The sequence below is a fragment of the Nocardia sp. NPDC041819 genome (assembly GCF_055590505.1).
This window is the reverse complement of sequence record NZ_JBVJAP010000014.1, coordinates 177,124-195,626: the sequence shown is the minus strand read 5'-3', so window position 1 is coordinate 195,626 and position 18,503 is coordinate 177,124. Positions and strand designations below refer to the sequence as shown.

Here is an 18,503-nt window from a genome sequence, read left to right as displayed (position 1 = left end):
GAATCTGGCGAACCATGATCGCCGACGAGAAACAGCGACACACAGGCAGCTCCGGCGAGATCCTCACGGCGGCTTGACAAATAGAGAGGCACCCCACTGGTCGGATCCGCCGGTCTGCAATGTGCATCCGTATCGGCGGTAGAGCTGGTAGAAGTCCATGCCCTGTAGAAGCTGGTAGGAGAATTCGGTGAAACTGATCCCGGCCTCGCTATCGAGTCGCGCTGACACCGCTTCCTTCGCCAGCATCCGGTTCACCCGGAAGTGCTTGCCGACATCGCGAAGGAAATTGATGGCCGACATCGGTGAGGTCCAGTCCAGGTTGTTCACGACCACGGCGGCGTTGTCACCGTCGAAGGACAGAAACCGCTCGACCTGGTGCGGATTCGAGCGACCCAGGCTGCCACGGTGTCGTGGTCGTTGAGCACCCGTTCGCCCGACATACGTGGATCGCCGATGAGCCCGGTCGCCCCGCCCACCAGTGCGATCGGTTTGTGCCCGAAGTCCTGCAGGCGGCGCATCGTCAGCAATTGCACCAAATTGCCGATGTGCAAGCTCGGTGCCGTCGGATCGAACCCGCAGTAGTAGGCCACCGGACCTGCCGCGAGGGAGGCACGCAGCGCCTCCTCATCGGTGGACAGCGCGACGAGCCCGCGCCAGGAGAGCTCGTCAAGGGCATTGGGCCGAATCTGGGTCAAGATTGCGAAAGTCCTCTCAGTAGCCGGGGCCTGCAGGTGCGGTCGCTGCGACTCGTCGATGCGGCCGGATGAAATGCTGAGGATCGACAACCTCACAATCGTCCGACGGGATGGTCGCCACGTCGACAAAAGTGTAGTGATCAACGGCATTTCATTGACACTCCCGCTGCGACAAGTGCAACGCTACGTGACGAAGCAGACTTCGATAGGAAGCTAGCCTTCTGCCCCGGCGCGGGAAATCAGCGCGAAGTATTCACCGAACGACTTCGTCAGGGCGTCCAGCGCCGCCTTACCTTTGACGTCGGTCGCTGCCGACGGCCGTCCGATGATTCCACTGGAGGTGTATGCCGACATGCCGAGCAACTGGAGGTGCGGACGATCCGATGCCTCGTGATCGGCGTGCCGGAACGATGGCCGCACCAGGTCGGGACTGGCGTGCAGCAGAATCGACGTCTCGAGTTCGCCACCGTGCATGTCCCCATGTGAGTCGGTGTCCATTTCGGCGGCTTCCCTGGCTCGGTTCCAGTCCTCCCGGCCGGGATAGACCACGACGTTGCGGCCGGTGATGTTGGCCTCTTGGGCGATGTTTCCCAAGACGTAGTTGCCGCCGTGGGCGTTGACCAATACGAGGGTGGTGATGCCGGATCGGTCGAGTGAGCGACGGATATCGCCGATGACGGCGACCAGGGTGGCCGGGCTGAGGCTGACAGTTCCGGCGAATCCCTCGTGCTCGTGTGAACAGGACATCGTCAGCGGCGGTAGGAGGAGTAGCGGGTAGTTTTCGGCGAGTTGCCGCGCGATCAGGCAGGCGATGACGGTGTCGGTGATGAGTGGTAGATGGTCGCCGTGTTGCTCGAAACTGCCGACGGGCAGCACTGCAATTCGGGCGCCTGCGTCGGCGACGTCGGTCGAACTGGCGGTGGTCATCAACTCCACTCGAAGCTCCTACCATGACTGGCTCGTGCACGTTGCGCGGTGCGTACGTGGTGGGTCAACTCCCGCGCGGCACCGGTTTGGCCCGCAGCGTGCAGCACGGTGGCAGTGGTACGCAGCTGACCGAGCGTACGGTGAGACCCGGTTTCGGCGACGATGCCAGCCGCATAACCTCCGAACTCCACCGCCTCCGACCACGAACCTACTCCTGCGTAGGCGGTGGACAGCCGGGCCAGTCCCATGCCCAGATCGCGACGGCTGTCCGCACTCCAGTCGCTCATTCGTTGTTCCAGGATGGCCAGCGCTTGCTCGGGGTTCCCGAGTTCGATCCAGCACTGCGCAGCCTCCATCGCTACATACGCAGGTGAGCAGTAGCCAGCGAGATCGTCCCGTTCCTCGGCTGGCTCGGCCGCCGCTTCCGCCGCCCGGGTGAGCGCCTCGACACACGCCATGACGTCGGTGCGCTCGCCTGATCGCGCACGTGCCGCATAGACGTTCGCCTGCTGGCGCAGCAGGACGGCGCGCTGTTGCGGAGTGAGGGCGTCAGCGCGTAAGAGCGCCTGGTCGATGAAACGTCCCGCGTGGGAAATCTTTCCGGCGTCGGTGGCGATATTGGAGCTTCGCATCAATACGTAGGCGTGGAACTGGACATCGTTCGTCGCCGTGGCGTGCGCCAGGGCGGTCCTGGACCAGGATTCGGCAGCTTCGAGGTCCCCGCAGTCCTGGTGTAGCCAGCCCAGCAGTTCGGCGTAGCGACCCGCCGCGTATCGCAGTCGGCTGCGACCATTGCTGCCGTCGCGGCTGGCGGCCAGGCGCTGGTCGATGAATGTGATGTCGTGTCGCACGACTCGGATCAAGTCATGGGGCCCGGCCAGCTGGTCGCGGACCGAGTGTCCGGCCAACGTGGACAGCATGGCATCGGCCAGTTGAGTTTCCGTCGGCGTATGGATTGTCGCCGCGAGCCGATCTGGAAGCGCGGCGCTTGATCGCTGCGGCGCAGAAACTGGCTCCCGCCGATCGGGCGGGAGTTCGAACCACAGCAGCAGCGGGGGGATCCCCAGGATTCGCGCGTACGTCGACAGAGTTTCCAGGTTGGTCACTCGCACGCGGCCTTGTTCGATCCGAGAGAGGTGTCCCTGAGTGATCGACAGCCACCGCGCCATGTCCTCCTGGGTTACCCGACGCCCCCCATGGTGGGGATGACGTCGGTAGGCCCGGATCGCCTTGCCGATGTCGCGAGCGTCGAGTGCCTCGCGAAGGTCCCCGGACCACCATGCGTGATCAGGTAGCGAAGGGAGCCGATCATCAGCACCGCGGCATCTGCCGCAGAGAAACCCCGACGGCGCCTGCGCTGCGCACCGCGGACACAGATCCGGTGCCGCATCGAAATCGACCATCAGAAAACCCTTCCCCCTCGATCAACATGAGTAGTCATCGGATGCATAAAACATATGCATTTTCAGCGCTTCTGATCGCGCTGGTCATGTCCCCAAAATCGTAGCCACAGGCGATGCTACGACGGCTCGATTCACATGAAGGGCGCTGATATGAGCACTTTCCACGGTCCGATCACTGTTCCGCTACGAATTCCAGCGATCACCCGAAGGCCGCTGCCTATCCTCACCGCCGATCAGCAGGCGGAACTGAATCCAGGTCTGCGACAGGTGATCGACTACCGCAAGAGCGGGCTGTCGGCGAACTGGATCATCGGTTGCCCGCTGGATTGCACCTACTGCGTGCGCCACACCTTCGACAACTTCGAGATGAAGATACCTCGACGGCTGATAGACGAGGAAACCGCGGCTCGGATGCTGCTGCGGAACAAGCATTTCCGTCCACACGTCACTCCGATCCAATTGCTGAACAGGGCGACCGATCCGATGCTGCCCGCAGTGAAGCCGCACACCTTCGAGATGCTGCGACTGCTCGATGATCAGGGCATCACCAACCACGTCCTGGTCATCACCCGGTGGCGGATCGAGCCGGAAGACTGCACGATCCTCAATGCCTTCCACAACATCCGGCTGACCATCCTCGTCACGCACAGTGGAATCGAAGACGAACGCATCGAACCGGTCGACTCCGACATCGCGGCGGCTTCGCTGCGGACCGCGTTCGAGCACGCAGAGAACTATCGGGTGATCCTGTACTGGCGCCCGATCGTGCCGGGTCTCAACGACTCCGACGCCCACCTGGACCGGGCGCGCGAACTCAGCCACTTCGCCCACGCCACAGTATTCACGGGCCTCTTCTTCAAAGACCAGATCCGCGACTACTACCGCGACAACGGTCTGCCCGAGCTGTACAACGACAACCCCTCGCGCAAAATCTTGCCCGAGCAGCTGGAGCAGCGGATCCTCACCAATCGCGCCGGATTCGGATCACCGCTGTTTCGCAAAACGAGTTGCGGGGTGACCTTCGCGCACAGCGTCGCCGACTACAACGGGCACTACGGCGTGCGAGAGTTGTGTGACATCTGCCCGGCCGCGCAGATCAAGCGCTGCGCAGACGACTGGCGCCGCCCAGGCGAGGAATCGACCGCGGCGTGGGTTCAGCGACTCGGCGGCCAGATGCTCGAGATCACCAACCGCGCTGTGATCGTGCAGGGACTGCCCGAAGGGCGGCGCAACTTCCTTCAGCACAACCTCGGCTACCAGGTCAACGACATCAAGCGCCCGCATCACTTCGGCCGACACGGACGCGCAGATACCGGATGGACTCGCACCCAGGAGGCGACACGATGATGGTTCCGAATGCACTGCACGGTAGAGACTTCGTCGTCGTAGACGTCGAAGGCAACGGGCAGACGCCGCCCGAGATCATCGAGATCGCGGTCCTAGCGGTCTCGGGCGTCGCGGTGGAGGTCGATGACATGAGGTCGTGGCTGATCCGCCCTACCCGGCCGATCACCTCTATCGTGACCCGCAAGGTCCACGGCATCACCAACGCCGACGTGGCCGAGTGCCCGACCTGGCCGGAGGTGTCGGACAAGATCGAGCAGGCCCTGACAGGTCGGATTTTGGTCGCACACAACGCAAATCTGGAAAGGCGGGTTCTCTCCGAACACCTGCCGCACTGGACGCCACCGATAGTGCTCGACACGCTGAAGCTGGCCAAGGCGGTGTGGCCCGGCATCGGCAGTTACTCCCTGGAGAAACTGGTTACCCACGCTGAACTGGACACCACTGCGGTCTCCGAACACGGTCATCACCGCGCCGGGTGGGACACCTGGGCGGCCTGGCAGCTGCTGGCGCGGCTGGTCGATGACGGCGGACTCGGTTGGGACGAACTCGTGCAGGCGGCAGCCCCAGCTGAATTCATTCCGCCCAGGGAGCCAGAGGGTCGACTGTGGTGAGCACCGATTTCGTGCGCCCGGTGACCGTCGCGGTCACGGGTACGCATTCGACCGGAAAGAGCACTTTCCTGCGGCAGGTCGCCGAACAGCTACATCGCGATCGCGTCGAGGTGGCAGTCGTAGCCGACCTCGGCGCCGAGGCCCTGGAGCACGGGTTGCCGATCCTTCATGACCACACCTGGGCATCCACGCTATGGATCGTCTCACGCGGAATGTCCCTGGAAGTGCAGGCATGGACGCGGACCGACGTAGTCCTGGTCGACCGGCCCGCACCGGATGCCCTTGGATACTACGAAGCCGCGCTGGAATACCGCGGCGAGCAACCCGATCCCGTAAGCATCGAGCAGCTCGAGCAACTGGTCGCACGGCACGCCCGCCACTATGACCTCGTTTTGCGCACGGTCCTGGATCCGAGAATCCCGCTCGACCTGAGCAAGCCTCGCGGCACCGACCCGCAATTCCGGTCGCTGGCCGACCGGCACATCGCAAAGGTCCTCGAACGACTCGGCATCGGGCACGAGCTGCTGCCCTCTGACGGACACGATCGCGCCCTCGCCGAAGTGACTGCATTCATCCAGGGTGGCCTCGACGTGTGGCCGACGAGAACGACGATCGCTGATCACAAGGCCTAGAGGCTCGATGTACGAGACGGCAAGACACACGAACGACCTACCACAGCGAACACCTTCGGTCGGCCCTCTTGCTCCCTGGAGCGGGTTGCCCATCGAGGTGTTGGCCGACTACCTCACCGCCCTCCGGAAATGGGCGGAGACCCCAGAAGCGTCCCGGAGCCGGAGTGGGTGCTCCTCCGGCTCCGGTGACTCCCAACCCAGAGATGACATCAGGATCGAGGCGGCAATGAGTTCCAATTGGTGGCAAGACGATGGCGAATCAACAGGCCGGGGGTACAGCGTCCAGGACATCATCGACCGTGTCCAAGCCGAGTGGAGAGCCAGTCGACAGGGGCCTACGGGCTGGCCTCACGCAGCCCCCGACTGGCCCTTCAGCGTCGAAGAAGCCCACGCGACCATGCAGCAGCACCGAGACTGCCGCGCAATCGAGTGCCCTCGCAAGGAGGCGGCACGGCAAACGCTGATCAGCGCCGGGCGCATGAAGCCGGACACATCACGGGAGCACTGACCGCGGAATTACCTCATCGTGAGATCGGCTGGTGGGCTGTATGTCCCCCTGATCGGTATTCGTGACGCACGTCCCCCGACCCGCCCCCGGGACCGGCTTACACACCACACGGCCCCGGGGGTGTCGCCGTCCGCCACGCTCATAAGTCATGGAGCCGACTCGATCCCTCGAATCTCCAACTCGACCGATCGACCCATGCTCATAGCCCGGCGTGTTCGGGTGCGACCCCTGACCAATGGACCCGTCTCACGTTGCGGGACGGAAGCGCTCGGTCTCTGCATCCTGTCGGTACCCTCCGATATAGCCTGACCCCATGATCACAGGGGAACTGCGGAGCAAGATCGATCAGTTGTGGAACGCGTTTTGGTCGGGTGGCATCTCGAATCCGCTGGAGGTGATAGAGCAGATCACCTACCTGATGTTCCTCAAGCGTCTTGATGATCTACAGATCGGCAAGGAGCGCAAGGCCAGCCGCACCGGACAGGCAATCGAGAATCCGATCTACGATGCCGACACCGAGCCGCTGCGCTGGTCAAAGTTTCGCGAGCTCGGCCCGGATCAGCTGCTGCGGACCGTTCGCGACGACGTGTTCCCCTGGCTGCGGCTGCTCGGAGGCGAAGAGTCGACCTACGGCGAGCATATGAAGGATGCTCGGTTCACCATCCCGACGGCGAGCCTGCTCACCAAGGCCGTCGACATTCTCGACGAACTGCCGCTGAGTGAGGGCGGCGACGTCAAGGGCGACCTGTACGAGTACATGCTGTCCAAAATCGCCACTGCGGGTCATAACGGGCAATTCCGCACCCCGCGCCACATAATCGACCTGATGGTCGCGATGATGGCGCCCGGTCCGAACGACGAGATCTGCGACCCGGCGTGTGGCACCGCAGGGTTCCTTGTCGGTGCGGCCGAGTACATCCGGCACACCCATCGCGAAGCGCTGCTCGAGTCCGCGCAGCAGGATCACTTCCACCGCAGTATGTTCCACGGCTTCGACTTCGACTCCACCATGCTGCGCATCGCCAGTATGAACATGCTCATGCACCAGATCGAGCACCCCGACATTCGCTACCGCGACTCCCTCGCGGAGTCGGTGGCTGGCGAAGCAGGCCGCTACACGATGATCCTGGCCAATCCGCCGTTCGCAGGCAGCCTCGACTACGAGACCACCGCCAAAGACCTGCTTCAGGTGGTGAAGACGAAGAAGACCGAACTGCTGTTCCTCGCGCTGTTTCTGCGCCTGCTTAAGACGGGCGGACGGGCGGCGGTAATCGTCCCTGACGGCGTGCTGTTCGGATCGACCAAAGCGCACAAAGATCTTCGCAAGCTTCTCGTCGAAGACCACGGCCTCGACGCCGTGGTCAAACTGCCATCAGGCGCGTTCAAGCCGTATGCCGGGGTGTCCACGGCGATCCTGTTCTTCACCAAGGACGATGAGACCGACCATGTATGGTTCTACGAGGTCACCGCCGACGGGTTTAGCCTCGACGACAAGCGCGCTCCGCTGCTCGCCGAGGAAAAGCGAGGTCCAGCAGCGATTCTCACCCCAGAGGAGCACGCGAAGAACAACCTCCCCGATGTGCTCATTCGATGGTTTCAGCGCACCACCAGCGAACGGGACCGTGATCGCACCGAGCAAAGTTTTTGCGTCCCTAGGGCCGACATCGCGGCCCAGGATTACGACCTCAGCCTCAACCGATACAAGGTAATTCTTCACGAGGAATTAGAGCACCGGCCGCCACTGGAGATCATCGATGAGCTTGAATTGATCGAGGCGGAGATTCAGCAGAGCATGTCGGTATTGAAGGGCCTTCTCGGATGAAAACATTGGTACCGATTCGAGAGATTGCCCAGATTTCCATGGGACAAGCACCTCCATCTTCTAAGTGCAACAGGGAGGGTCTGGGAAAACCGTTCGTCAAGGCAGGGGAATTTTCTCACCGATGGCCGGTTATTCGGGAATGGACAACAGCGCCACTGCGATCGGCGCAGCACGGCGACACACTCGTGTGCGTTGTTGGCGCAACCGCAGGAAAAGTGAATCAGGCCGTCGACTGCGCTATAGGGCGCAGCGTTGCAGCCATCAGCCCGAATACCGATATTGCGAGCCCTGATTTCGTATACAGAATGATCAGTGCTTACACAGAGCAACTGCGCTCACAATCACAGGGCGTTGCACAGGGCGTCATCACTCTCGAAATGCTCGGTAGTACCCAAATCCCGTTACCTAGCCTTGCTCAGCAAAGGCGGATCACGGAGGTGCTGGATCGGGTCGACGGATTGCGGGAGAAGAGGCGGAAGTCCGTCACCCTCCTCGATGACCTTGCCCGATCTATTTTCCTCGACATGTTCGGCGATGCTGAAACAAACAGGAACATGTTTCCAATAAGGACATTGCAGGAGATCGCGGACGTAGAAGATCGGATAAATTATGGAGTCGTCCAACCTGGCGATAACGTCTTAGACGGCGTACCGATTATCCGTGTGAGCGACCTCCAGCAAGGCTCGGTCAATCATTCGAACCTAAAAAGGATCGACCCGAAGATCGAAAGCACGTACAGGCGGTCGCGAATAAAAGGAAATGAAGTGCTCGTGGCATGCGTTGGATCAATCGGAACCATCGCAGTTACATCCGCCGAGGAGCGCGGATTCAATGTTGCACGTGCCATTTCTAGGATTCCGGTCTCTTCCTATGTAGAACGCATATTCGTAGCAGCTCAGCTCGCTACGCCAACAATTCAACGGTACTTTGCCAGCCAGACACGGACTGTTGCACAACCCACCCTGAACATAAAACAATTGAGTCAGACTAAGTTGATGTGGCCACCGATTGAAATGCAATCGAAGTTCGTAGAGAACATTTCAGGAGCTGCATTACTGACCCGCCGGAGTCGCCGTCAACTCAGGGGACTCGACACCCTCTTCGCTTCCATCCAATCCCGCGCCATCCGCGGCCAGCTCTGGCAAGATGATCTGAAAGATTCGTAAGGGGAGGAACTTTCGTGGCCGAGAGCAACTTCGACTTCCTGCAGGCGGAGTGGCTGGAGCTGTACGCCGAGGCCAGGCGGGCGGAGCGGAGCGCGGTGGGTGATCCGCGGGTGTCGTGCTTCTTCGCGCGGCGGGCTCTGGAGTTGGCGGTCAACTGGCTATTCAAGGCCGACGATGCGTTGCGGGTTCCGTATCGGGACGACTTGAGCGCCAAGATCAAAGAACCGACGCTGGTGCAGGTGGCGGGGTCGGTGATCGTCACGAAGATGGATGTGGTGCGGCGGCGCGGGAATATCGCCGTCCACCGGATGGGCGAGGTGCCCGCGCAGGACGCGGTGGGCGCGGTCGGCGAGCTGTTCCATGTGCTCTATTGGCTGGGGCGGACGTATGCGCGTACCGAGGAGGGCAAGCCGTTCGACGGGCAGCGGTTCGACACCTCGCTGATCCCCCGGCCTGAGCCCGCCGACGTGCAGCGAAAGAAGTACGCCGAAGTCCAGCAGATGGCGGCTGAGTTCGCGGCGCAGCAGGCGGAATTGGCGGCGGAGCGGCGGCAGCGCAAGGAACTCGACGACGAGGTCAAGCGGTTGCGGGCCGAGGTGAAGGCGGCGAAGGCGGCCAATGCCACGGTTCCGGACCGTCACGACTACTCGGAGGCCGAGACCCGCACTCAGCTGATCGACCTGCTGCTCCAAGAGGCCGGATGGGCGCTGGACGGGCCCGACGACCGCGAATACCCGGTCCTCGGGATGCCGACCGACAGCGGCAAAGGCAAAGTCGATTACGTGCTGTGGGACGACAACGGCAAACCGCTCGCCGTTGTGGAGGCCAAGCGCACCTCGAAGAGTGTGGAATCGGGCAAATATCAAGCCTCACTGTATGCCGACGCGCTGGAAGAGCAGCACGGACAAAGACCGATAATCTTCTATACCAACGGCTACGACACGCAGATCTGGGACGACGCCTTCTATCCGCCCCGCCCGGTGCAGGGCTTCTACACCAAAGACCAGCTGCGCACGGTCATTCGTCGGCGGGCCGGGCGCAAGGTCCTTGCCACTGAGCCGATCAACGACGCCATCGTGAACCGGCACTACCAGCATCGGGCGATCCGGCGCATCGGTGAGGCGTTCGAGAAGGACAAGCAACGGCAAGCCCTGCTGGTGATGGCGACCGGAACAGGCAAGACCCGCACGGTGATCGGGCTCGTCGATCAGTTGATCCGGGCTGGCTGGGTGAAGCGGGTGCTGTTCCTGGCCGACCGGCAGGCACTGGTGTCGCAGGCGACGAACGCGTTCAAGACCCATTTGCCGAGTGTGCCGACGGTGAATCTGCTTACCGAGAAGGACAGCAGCGCCCGTGTCTACGTGTCCACATATCCGACGATGCTGAACCTCATCAACCAGATCGATGACACCCAGCAACGGCAATTCGGGCCGGGCTACTTCGATCTCGTGGTCATCGATGAGGCGCACCGGTCGGTGTACCAGAAGTACGGCGCGATCTTCGAGCACTTCGATTCGCTGCTGGTGGGGTTGACCGCAACGCCGAAGAACGAGATCGACCGCAACACCTACCGGTTGTTCCATCTCGAAGAAGGGGTGCCGACCGACGTCTACGACCTGGAACAGGCGGTAGCCGAGGGCTATCTGGTCTCGCCGGTAGCGAAAGCGGTGCCGCTGAAGTTCCTGCGCTCCGGCATCCGATATTCCGAACTGTCCGACGAAGAGAAGGCTTACTGGGAAGATCTCGAATGGCGGGACGATGAGGACATTCCCGAAGCGGTCGACGCGCACGCGCTGAACCAGTTCTTGTTCAACCACGACACCATCGATCAGATGCTGCTCGTGCTCATGGAACAGGGCGACCGGGTCGCCGACGGGGAACGGATCGGCAAGACGATCATCTTCGCCCGCAACAACCGGCACGCCGAACTGATCGTCCAGCGATTCCGCGTGCTCTACCCCGACCTGCCTGGCGACTTCATCGAGATGATCACCCACAGCGTGAGCCACGCCCAAAGCCTCATCGACAAGTTCGAGAACCCGGACAAGGCGCCGCATATCGCGGTCTCGGTCGACATGCTCGACACCGGGATCGACGTGCCCGCAGTCGCGAACCTAGTGTTCGCCAAGGCCGTGCGAACCAGCACCAAGTACTGGCAGATGATCGGTCGCGGCACGCGGCTGTGCCCGGACCTGTACGCGCCCAACCTGGATAAAGAACGCTTCGTGGTGTTCGACCTGTGCCAGAACGTCGAATACTTCAACCAGGACCTACCCACCGCTGAAGGCCGTACGCAGGCGTCGATGAGCGAGAAGGTGTTCGAGGCACGAGCCGACCTGCTGCGCGACCTCGACCGGCTCCAGCCGCCGGATGACCGGCCCTCCGCCATTCCGGACGGTGAACCGGAGAGTCTGCCCGACGTGCGGTGGCAGCTCGCCGAACGTCTGCGGGTGGAAGTGGCGAGTATGAACACCCAGAACGTCGAGGTGCGCAAGGAACTGCGCTATGTCGAGAAGTTCGCTGAGCGAGACAGCTGGGACATCGTCACTCCCGAGATCCGAGTGGAGGTCGGCAAGCTGGCCGGGCTGCCCACCCAGTTCACCGACGACGACCCCGGCCCGGCGGCCAAGAGGTTCGACCTGCTCGCGCTGCGGCTGCAACTGGCGCACCTCACCGGCGACACGACTTACGACGGACTGCGGGAGAAAGTCCAGGAGATCGCGAATGCGCTCCTGGATCCCAGCCTGAACAGCATCACCGCCATCAAGCAGCGGCACGAATTCCTCGAAGACGTGGCCGGCGACGCGTGGTGGGAGGATGTCACCCTCCCCATGCTGGAAACGCTGCGCCGACGACTGCGGGGATTGGTCAAGGCGATTCCCCCTAAAGGCAACCAGAATCCGCTCTACACCGATTTCCGGGACGAACTCGGCGAAATCAGCGACATCGCGATTGCCGTGCTCCCCGGCGGCGGTAAGGGCATGGCGCGCTTCGAATCGAAGGTTCGCACGTACCTGCGCAGCCACGATGACGTGCTCGCGGTGCAGAAACTGCTGCGCAACAAGCAGATCACCTCGGCCGACCTCAGCGAACTCGAAAAAATATTCCTGGACAACGGATTCGGCACCGCCGAGGAAATCGAGCACGCCGCCGCTATTCACGGCGGACTCGGCCTGTTTCTACGTTCGCTCACCGGTCTCGACGCCACTGCGGCCACCACCGCCTTCGACGAGTTCCACACCGGCCGCACTCTCACCGCCAGCCAACTCCACTTCCTGAACCTGCTCACCGAATACATCCGGAAGAACGGGGTGATCGAGGTGGGCGCGCTCTACGAGCAGCCGTTCAAGGCGGTGGCTCCGACAGGACCGGAGGACATCTTCACCGAGGAAGATGTAGACCGAATCGTCGCGGTCGTGAAGAACATTCGAACCACTGCGCTGCCCGATGGGGCCGAGCAGACCGCGGCACACGGATAAAGCGGATCAGGCGAGCTCCTCGATCTTCGTGGCTACTTCGGCCCCGCTCAGCGGCTCGCGGGCGATGACCGCGATGGTGTCGTCGCCCGCGATGGTGCCGACGATGTACGGCAAGGCGGCGCGGTCGAGGGCGCTGGCCAGGTAGTGCGCGGCGCCCGGCGGGGTGCGCAGGACCGCGATGTTGCCGCTGGCGTCGGTGGAGACCAGCAGGTCGCCGAGCAGCTTGGACAACCGGTCGGTGCCGCCGGTGACGCCGCGGACGGGGCTGCCGTCCTCGGGCACCACGTAGACGCCCGCGCCGCCGTCGGCCGCGCGCAGCTTCACCGCGCCCAGTTCGTCCAGGTCCCGCGACAGTGTCGCCTGTGTGGTCTCGATGCCCTCGGCCGCGAGCAGCGCCGCCAGCTCGGTCTGGCTGCGCACCGCGTGCGCCGACAGCAGTTCGATGATGCGCGACTGCCGCCCGGCACGGGTGCGCGCGATGGCCGGGCCGCTTCTGACCTCGGTCACGCCGCTCCCCCGGATCGTCGCTCGAGCAGCCAGACCAGCAGCGCTTTCTGCGCGTGCAGGCGGTTCTCCGCCTCGTCCCACACCACGCTGTGCGGCCCGTCGAGCACCTCGTCGGTGACCTCTTCGCCGCGGTGGGCGGGCAGGCAGTGCAGCACCACCGCATCCGGCTTGGCGTGGGCGAGCAGATCGGCGTTGAGCTGGAACGGCCGGAACGGACCGACTCGGTCCAGGCCGTCGTTCTCCTGTCCCATGGAGGTCCAGGTATCGGTGACCAGCGCATCGGCGCCCCATGCGGCGGCGACCGGATCGCCGGTCACCGTGACGGTGGCGCCGGTCTCGGCGGCCCGCTTGCGCGCGGCCTCCACCACCCACGGCTGCGGCTCGAAGCCGGCGGGCGCGGCGATGGTCACGTTCAGCCCCGCCGTGACGCCGCCGAGCAGCAGCGAATGCGCCATGTTGTTGGCGCCGTCGCCGAAGTAGGCGAGTTCGCGTCCGGTCAGGTCGCCCTTGTGCTCGGCGAGCGTCTGCAGGTCCGCGAGCACCTGGCAGGGATGGAACTCGTCGGACAGCGCGTTGACCACCGGCACCGTCGCGGTGGCGGCCATCTCGTCCAGCCGGGACTGCTCGAAGGTGCGCCACACGATGGCGTCCACATACCGGGACAGCACCCGGCCGGTGTCGCCGAGCGTCTCCTCCCGGCCCAGCTGGGTGTCGCGGCCGTCGACGACCACGGCGTGCCCGCCGAGCTGGGCGATGCCCATCTCGAAGGAGAACCGGGTGCGGGTGGAGTTCTTCTCGAAGATCACGCCGACGCCGCGCGGGCCCTCGAGCGGGCGCCGCGCGAAGGGTGATTTCTTGAGTTCGGCGGCGAGGGCGAGGATCTCGGCCTGCTCGGCCGGGCTGACATCGTCGTCACGCAGGAAGTGCCTGATAAAAGTCATTGCGCCGCAGCCCCTTTCGCGTCCGCGAGCGCGGCGTCGAGGATTTCCGGCAGGTCGGCGACGAAGTTGTCCGCCTGGGTCTCGGTGAGCACCAGCGGCGGCGCCAGCCGGATCACGTCGGGTTTGGCCGGGTTGACCAGGTAGCCCGCCTCCCGCGCCCGCGCCTCGACGTGCGCGGAGACCTCGTCGGTGAGCACGATGCCCAGCAGCAGGCCCGCACCGCGCACGTGGTCGATGAGCGGGTGCTCGAGCAGCTCGATCCCGTCACTGAGCCGCTTGCCGACCGACTCGACGTGCGAGAGCAGATCGGTCTCGTCGATCGTGCGCAGCACCGCGAGCGCCGCCGCCGCGCACACCGGATTGCCGCCGAAGGTGGTGCCGTGCATGCCGGGGGTGAGCAGATCGGCCGCGCGGCCGGTGGCCAGCACCGCGCCGATGGGCAGCCCGCCGCCGAGGCCCTTGGCCAGCGTGATCACGTCGGGCACGATGCCGACGGCCTGGTGGGCGTAGAACTTCCCGGTCCGGCCGATGCCGGTCTGCACCTCGTCGAGCACCAGCAGCGCTCCGTGACGCGCCGTGATCTGGCGCGCCTTGGCCAGGTAGTCGAACGGCGGTACCACCACGCCGCTCTCTCCCATCATCGGCTCGAGGAACACCGCCGCGGTGTCCTCGTCGACCGCGGCTTCCAGTGCCGCGGCGTCACCGTAGGGCACGTGCACGACGCCGGGCGGCATCGGTTCGAAAGGGGTGCGCTTGGACGGCTGGCCGGTGAGGGCGAGCGCGCCCATGGTGCGGCCGTGGAACGCCTCCTCGCACGCGACGATCTTGGGCCGCCCGGTGAGCCGGGCGATCTTGAACGCCGCTTCGACGGCCTCGGTGCCGGAGTTGCAGAAGAACGCCCGGCCCTCGCCGTCGCCGAAGTGCGCGAGCAACCGCTCGGCCAGCTCGACGACCGGCTCGCTGGCGTACAGATTCGACACGTGCCCGAGCGTGCCGAGCTGCTGGGTGACCGCCTCCAGGATCGCCGGGTGGGCGTGGCCGAGGCTGTTGACCGCGATGCCGCCGAGGAAGTCGACGTAGCGCTTGCCGTCCGCGTCGTAGACCACGGCCCCCGCGCCGCGCACCAGCGCGACCTTCGGCGTGCCGTAGTTGTTCATCAGCGCGGCGGACCACCGCTTCTGCAGTTCAGCTGTGCTCATTGTTTCGTTCCGTTCGGTGCGCCGGACCCGTTCGGGATGAGCGGGGCGGGGGTCACCATCGTTCCGATTCCTTCTCCGGTGAACAGTTCCAGCAGCACGGCGTGCGGCACCCGGCCGTCGATGACATGCGCGGTCGGTACACCGGCCGACACCGCGCGCAGACAGGCTTCCATTTTGGGCACCATGCCCGCATCCAGACTCGGGAGCAACTCGGCCAGCGCGGTCGTATCGATGCTGGAGGTGAGCGAGGACCGGTCCGGCCAGTTCGTGTACAGGCCCTCGACGTCGGTGAGCACCACCAGTTTCTCGGCGCCGATGCCCTCGGCGAGCGCCGCGGCGGCGGTGTCGGCGTTGATGTTGTGCACCACGCCCTCGGCGTCCGGCGCGATGGTCGACACCACCGGGATGCGGCCCGCGCCGATCAGGTCCAGCACGGCGTCCGGGTTCACCTCGGTGACGTCGCCGACCAGGCCGATGTCGGTGGGCTCACCGTCCACCTCGACGGTGCGGCGGGTCGCGGTGAACAGCCCGGCGTCCTCACCGGAGATGCCGACCGCGTACGGGCCGTGCGAGTTGATCAGGCCGACCAGTTCGCGACCGACCTGACCGAACAGCACCATCCGCACCACGTCCATCACCTCCGGAGTGGTCACCCGGAAGCCGCCGCGGAATTCGCCTTGCAGGCCGAGCTTCTTCAGCATCGCGCTGATCTGCGGGCCGCCGCCGTGCACCACCACCGGGTGCACGCCGACCGTGCGCAGGAACGCCATGTCGGCGGCGAAGGCCTGCTTGAGGTGATCGTCGATCATGGCGTTGCCGCCGTACTTCACGACGACGATCTTGTCCCGGAACTTCTGCAACCACGGCAGGGCGTCGGCCAGGACGTGCGCCTTGTCCAGCGCGGAGAGCGAATGCAGCACCTGACTGGTCATGAGCTGTAGGCCGAGTTCTCTTCGACGTAACCGTGCGACAGGTCGGTGGTGCGGATGCTCGCGCTCGCCGACCCGACGTTCAGCTCGATCAGCACCTCGATGTCGGTGCCGGACAGGTCGACCGCGCGGGCGCCGGGCGCGCCGACGCCATCGATGCACACCGGCTTGCCGTTGAACGACACCGAGATCCGGTTCGGGTCGAGCGTGACCGGCGCCATGCCGACCGCGGCCAGCACCCGTCCCCAGTTCGGGTCCGACCCGAACAGCGCCGTCTTGACCAGGCTGTCGCGGGCGACGGTGCGCGCCGCGGCGACGGCCTCGTCCTCGGTGGCCGCGCCCGCGACGGTGACCAGCACCCGCTTGGTGACGCCCTCGGCGTCGGCCATCAGCTGGGCGGCCAGGTCGTCGCAGACCGCGAGCACGGCGGCGTCGAGTTCCTCCTGGCTGGGCGTGACTTCGCTGGCGCCGTTGGCCAGCAGCAGCACGGTGTCGTTGGTGGAGCAGGAGCCGTCCACGTCGAGCCGGTCGAAGGTTCGCGCGGTGGCGTTGCGCAGCGCTCGGTCGAGTTGCTCCGCGGTCACCGCCGCGTCGGTGGTGAGCACCACCAGCATGGTGGCCAGCGACGGCGCGAGCATGCCCGCGCCCTTCGCCATGCCGCCGACGTTCCACTTGTCGCGGTGGTGGAACGCCGCCTCCTTGGGCACGGTGTCGGTGGTCATGATGGCCCAGGCGGCATCCGAGCCGCCGGACAGTCCGCCGCCCATCTCGTGGACGATCTCGGTGACCGCGGGGAGCAGCTTGTCCATCGGGAGCCGGTCGCCGATCAGTCCGGTCGAGCAGACGGCGATCTCACCCGCGCCGGTCTCGGTGCCCCAATTGCTCAGCGCGGCGGCGAGTTCCTCGGCGGTCTTGTGGGTGTCCTGGAATCCGCCCGGGCCGGTGCAGGCATTGGCGCCGCCCGAGTTCAGGATCACCGCGCGCAGCCGCTTGCCGCTCAGCACTTGCTGCGACCACAACACCGGAGCGGCCTTCACCTTGTTGCGGGTGAATACGCCGGCGGCCGGGTACTCCGGGCCTTCGTTGAACACCAGCGCCAGATCGGGCTTGCCGCTGGCCTTGATGCCCGCGGCAATGCCCGCGGCGCGGAAGCCGAGCGGGGCGGTCACGCCCTGCGTCCGCACCAGCTTGCCGTCGGCGATGTCGACTGTCGTCACGGTGCCACTCCTACGGTGGAAAGTCCTTCGGTCTCCTCGAATCCGAGGGCCAGGTTCATCGATTGGACCGCGGCGCCCGCGGTGCCCTTGGTCAAGTTGTCGATCGCGCCGATCACCACGAGCAGGCCCGCGTCGGCGTCCACCGCGACCTGCAGGGTGACGGCGTTGGAGCCGAGCACCGAACCGGTCTGCGGCAGTGTGCCCTCCGGCAGCAGGTGCACGAAAGGCTCGTCGGCATAGGCTTTCTCGTAGACGGCGCGCGCCTGCGCGGCGTCCACGCGTGTGGGCGCGGTGCAGGTGGCGAGGATGCCGCGCGGCATCGGCGCGAGGACCGGCGTGAACGACACCGCGACGTCCGTGCCGCCCGCCGCCGTCAGGTTCTGCGCGATCTCCGGTGTGTGCCGGTGCGCGCCCGCGATCCCGTAGGCCCGCGCCGAACCCATCACCTCCGACCCCAGCAGGCCGATGTCCAGCTTGCGGCCCGCGCCGGAGGCTCCGCTCACCGCTACCACGTGCACGGCGGGCTCCACGATGCCCGCGGCGACGGCGGGAGCCAGCGCGAGGCTGGCGACGGTCGGATAGCAGCCGGGGACCGCGATCCGCGTCGCGCCGCGCAGTTTCTCCCGGCCGCCGGGCAGCTCGGGCAGACCGTAGGGCCAGCTGCCCGCGTGCGGGCTGCCGTAGTATTTCTCCCAGGCTTTCGGGTCGGTGAGGCGGAAGTCGGCGCCGCAGTCGATGACCACCGTGGACTCGGGGAGTTCGGCGGCGATGGCCGCCGACTGACCGTGCGGCAGGCCGAGGAAGACCACATCGTGGCCGGCCAGTTCGGCGGTCGTGGTCGGTGCGAGCACCCGGTCGGCCAGCGGCAGCAGATGCGGCTGCAACTCTCCCAGCGCGGTGCCCGCGTTCGAGCCCGCGGTCAGCGCCCCGATGACGAGGCGCCCGGTTCGGTAGGCCGGATGCCCCAGCAGCAGACGCAACACTTCGCCGCCCGCGTACCCGCTGGCACCGGCTACCGCGACCCGCACGACGGGTCCGACCGAGGAATCAACCATGTGATGATTATGCATGACTATGCAAGCTCATTCACAGCCTGGTCGCCGCGAGCGTGGTCACGAGG

14 protein-coding genes and 1 pseudogene are annotated in these 18,503 nt (G+C 65.0%); 6 read left to right on the top strand and 9 right to left on the bottom strand.

All coding sequences use genetic code 11. From position 1 onward, the window contains the following. Window positions 1–90 precede the first annotated feature (90 nt). From tyrS to ACZ6DL_RS30765, 3 genes and pseudogenes are all read right to left on the bottom strand, one after another. Window positions 91–686: pseudogene (tyrS, locus tag ACZ6DL_RS30775) on the bottom strand (tyrosine--tRNA ligase); the annotation flags it as partial. A gap of 222 nt (window positions 687–908) precedes the next feature. Next, window positions 909–1,631, bottom strand: a complete 723-nt coding sequence (locus tag ACZ6DL_RS30770; RefSeq protein ID WP_466056340.1) for a creatininase family protein — start codon at window positions 1,629–1,631, stop codon at window positions 909–911. Beyond that, window positions 1,622–3,025: a helix-turn-helix domain-containing protein gene (locus ACZ6DL_RS30765; RefSeq protein ID WP_466056338.1), complete on the bottom strand. Its 1,404-nt coding sequence runs from the start codon at window positions 3,023–3,025 to the stop codon at window positions 1,622–1,624. Before ACZ6DL_RS30765 ends, ACZ6DL_RS30770 begins: the two co-directional genes overlap by 10 nt. Window positions 3,026–3,175: 150 nt before the next feature. On the opposite strand from ACZ6DL_RS30765, the gene ACZ6DL_RS30760 reads away from it, so the two are divergent. From ACZ6DL_RS30760 to ACZ6DL_RS30735, 6 genes are all read left to right on the top strand, one after another. Further along, on the top strand, window positions 3,176–4,372 hold the full coding sequence (locus tag ACZ6DL_RS30760) for a radical SAM protein (RefSeq protein ID WP_466056336.1): 1,197 nt from the start codon (window positions 3,176–3,178) through the stop codon (window positions 4,370–4,372). Further along, window positions 4,369–4,983 carry a 3'-5' exonuclease gene (locus ACZ6DL_RS30755; protein ID WP_466056334.1) on the top strand — a complete coding sequence of 205 codons (615 nt, stop codon included), beginning with the start codon at window positions 4,369–4,371 and terminating at the stop codon, window positions 4,981–4,983. Before ACZ6DL_RS30760 ends, ACZ6DL_RS30755 begins: the two co-directional genes overlap by 4 nt. Further along, entirely contained in the window at window positions 4,980–5,615 is a 636-nt protein-coding gene (locus tag ACZ6DL_RS30750) for an AAA family ATPase (protein WP_466056332.1), read from the top strand. Before ACZ6DL_RS30755 ends, ACZ6DL_RS30750 begins: the two co-directional genes overlap by 4 nt. Before the next feature lie 821 nt (window positions 5,616–6,436). Beyond that, window positions 6,437–7,945: a type I restriction-modification system subunit M gene (locus ACZ6DL_RS30745; protein WP_466056330.1), complete on the top strand. Its 1,509-nt coding sequence runs from the start codon at window positions 6,437–6,439 to the stop codon at window positions 7,943–7,945. Then, complete coding sequence (locus tag ACZ6DL_RS30740) at window positions 7,942–9,111, top strand: restriction endonuclease subunit S (RefSeq protein WP_466056328.1); 1,170 nt, start codon at window positions 7,942–7,944, stop codon at window positions 9,109–9,111. The genes ACZ6DL_RS30745 and ACZ6DL_RS30740 overlap by 4 nt, the downstream gene beginning before the upstream one ends. Before the next feature lie 14 nt (window positions 9,112–9,125). Beyond that, window positions 9,126–12,590 (top strand): DEAD/DEAH box helicase family protein, encoded by a 3,465-nt coding sequence (locus tag ACZ6DL_RS30735; RefSeq protein ID WP_466056327.1) that lies wholly within the window; start codon window positions 9,126–9,128, stop codon window positions 12,588–12,590. Window positions 12,591–12,596: 6 nt separating this feature from the next. On the opposite strand, the gene ACZ6DL_RS30730 is transcribed toward ACZ6DL_RS30735, so the two are convergent. The 6 genes from ACZ6DL_RS30730 to argC are packed head-to-tail and all read right to left on the bottom strand — an operon-like array spanning window position 12,597 to window position 18,438. Beyond that, the gene (locus tag ACZ6DL_RS30730; RefSeq protein WP_466056325.1) at window positions 12,597–13,097 is read right to left on the bottom strand and encodes an arginine repressor; all 501 of its coding nucleotides are present in this window, start codon (window positions 13,095–13,097) and stop codon (window positions 12,597–12,599) included. Next, the gene (gene argF / locus ACZ6DL_RS30725) at window positions 13,094–14,038 is read right to left on the bottom strand and encodes an ornithine carbamoyltransferase (RefSeq protein ID WP_466056323.1); all 945 of its coding nucleotides are present in this window, start codon (window positions 14,036–14,038) and stop codon (window positions 13,094–13,096) included. The genes ACZ6DL_RS30730 and argF overlap by 4 nt, the downstream gene beginning before the upstream one ends. Continuing rightward, the gene (locus ACZ6DL_RS30720) at window positions 14,035–15,237 is read right to left on the bottom strand and encodes an acetylornithine transaminase (protein WP_466056321.1); all 1,203 of its coding nucleotides are present in this window, start codon (window positions 15,235–15,237) and stop codon (window positions 14,035–14,037) included. The genes argF and ACZ6DL_RS30720 overlap by 4 nt, the downstream gene beginning before the upstream one ends. After that, on the bottom strand, window positions 15,234–16,169 hold the full coding sequence (gene argB, locus ACZ6DL_RS30715; RefSeq protein ID WP_466056319.1) for an acetylglutamate kinase: 936 nt from the start codon (window positions 16,167–16,169) through the stop codon (window positions 15,234–15,236). The genes ACZ6DL_RS30720 and argB overlap by 4 nt, the downstream gene beginning before the upstream one ends. Next, window positions 16,166–17,383: a bifunctional glutamate N-acetyltransferase/amino-acid acetyltransferase ArgJ gene (gene argJ / locus ACZ6DL_RS30710; protein WP_466056317.1), complete on the bottom strand. Its 1,218-nt coding sequence runs from the start codon at window positions 17,381–17,383 to the stop codon at window positions 16,166–16,168. The genes argB and argJ overlap by 4 nt, the downstream gene beginning before the upstream one ends. Continuing rightward, window positions 17,380–18,438 (bottom strand): N-acetyl-gamma-glutamyl-phosphate reductase, encoded by a 1,059-nt coding sequence (gene argC, locus ACZ6DL_RS30705; protein WP_357962815.1) that lies wholly within the window; start codon window positions 18,436–18,438, stop codon window positions 17,380–17,382. Before argC ends, argJ begins: the two co-directional genes overlap by 4 nt. Window positions 18,439–18,503 lie beyond the last annotated feature (65 nt).

Coding starts and splice junctions, on each gene's coding strand:
- argB (WP_466056319.1), bottom strand. CDS start 16,169: ATGACCAGTCAGGTGCTGCATTCGCTCTCCGCGCTGGACAAGGCGCAC.
- ACZ6DL_RS30755 (WP_466056334.1), top strand. CDS start 4,369: ATGATGGTTCCGAATGCACTGCACGGTAGAGACTTCGTCGTCGTAGAC.
- argC (WP_357962815.1), bottom strand. CDS start 18,438: ATGGTTGATTCCTCGGTCGGACCCGTCGTGCGGGTCGCGGTAGCCGGT.
- ACZ6DL_RS30760 (WP_466056336.1), top strand. CDS start 3,176: ATGAGCACTTTCCACGGTCCGATCACTGTTCCGCTACGAATTCCAGCG.
- ACZ6DL_RS30720 (WP_466056321.1), bottom strand. CDS start 15,237: ATGAGCACAGCTGAACTGCAGAAGCGGTGGTCCGCCGCGCTGATGAAC.
- ACZ6DL_RS30745 (WP_466056330.1), top strand. CDS start 6,437: ATGATCACAGGGGAACTGCGGAGCAAGATCGATCAGTTGTGGAACGCG.
- ACZ6DL_RS30765 (WP_466056338.1), bottom strand. CDS start 3,025: ATGGTCGATTTCGATGCGGCACCGGATCTGTGTCCGCGGTGCGCAGCG.
- ACZ6DL_RS30740 (WP_466056328.1), top strand. CDS start 7,942: ATGAAAACATTGGTACCGATTCGAGAGATTGCCCAGATTTCCATGGGA.
- argF (WP_466056323.1), bottom strand. CDS start 14,038: ATGACTTTTATCAGGCACTTCCTGCGTGACGACGATGTCAGCCCGGCC.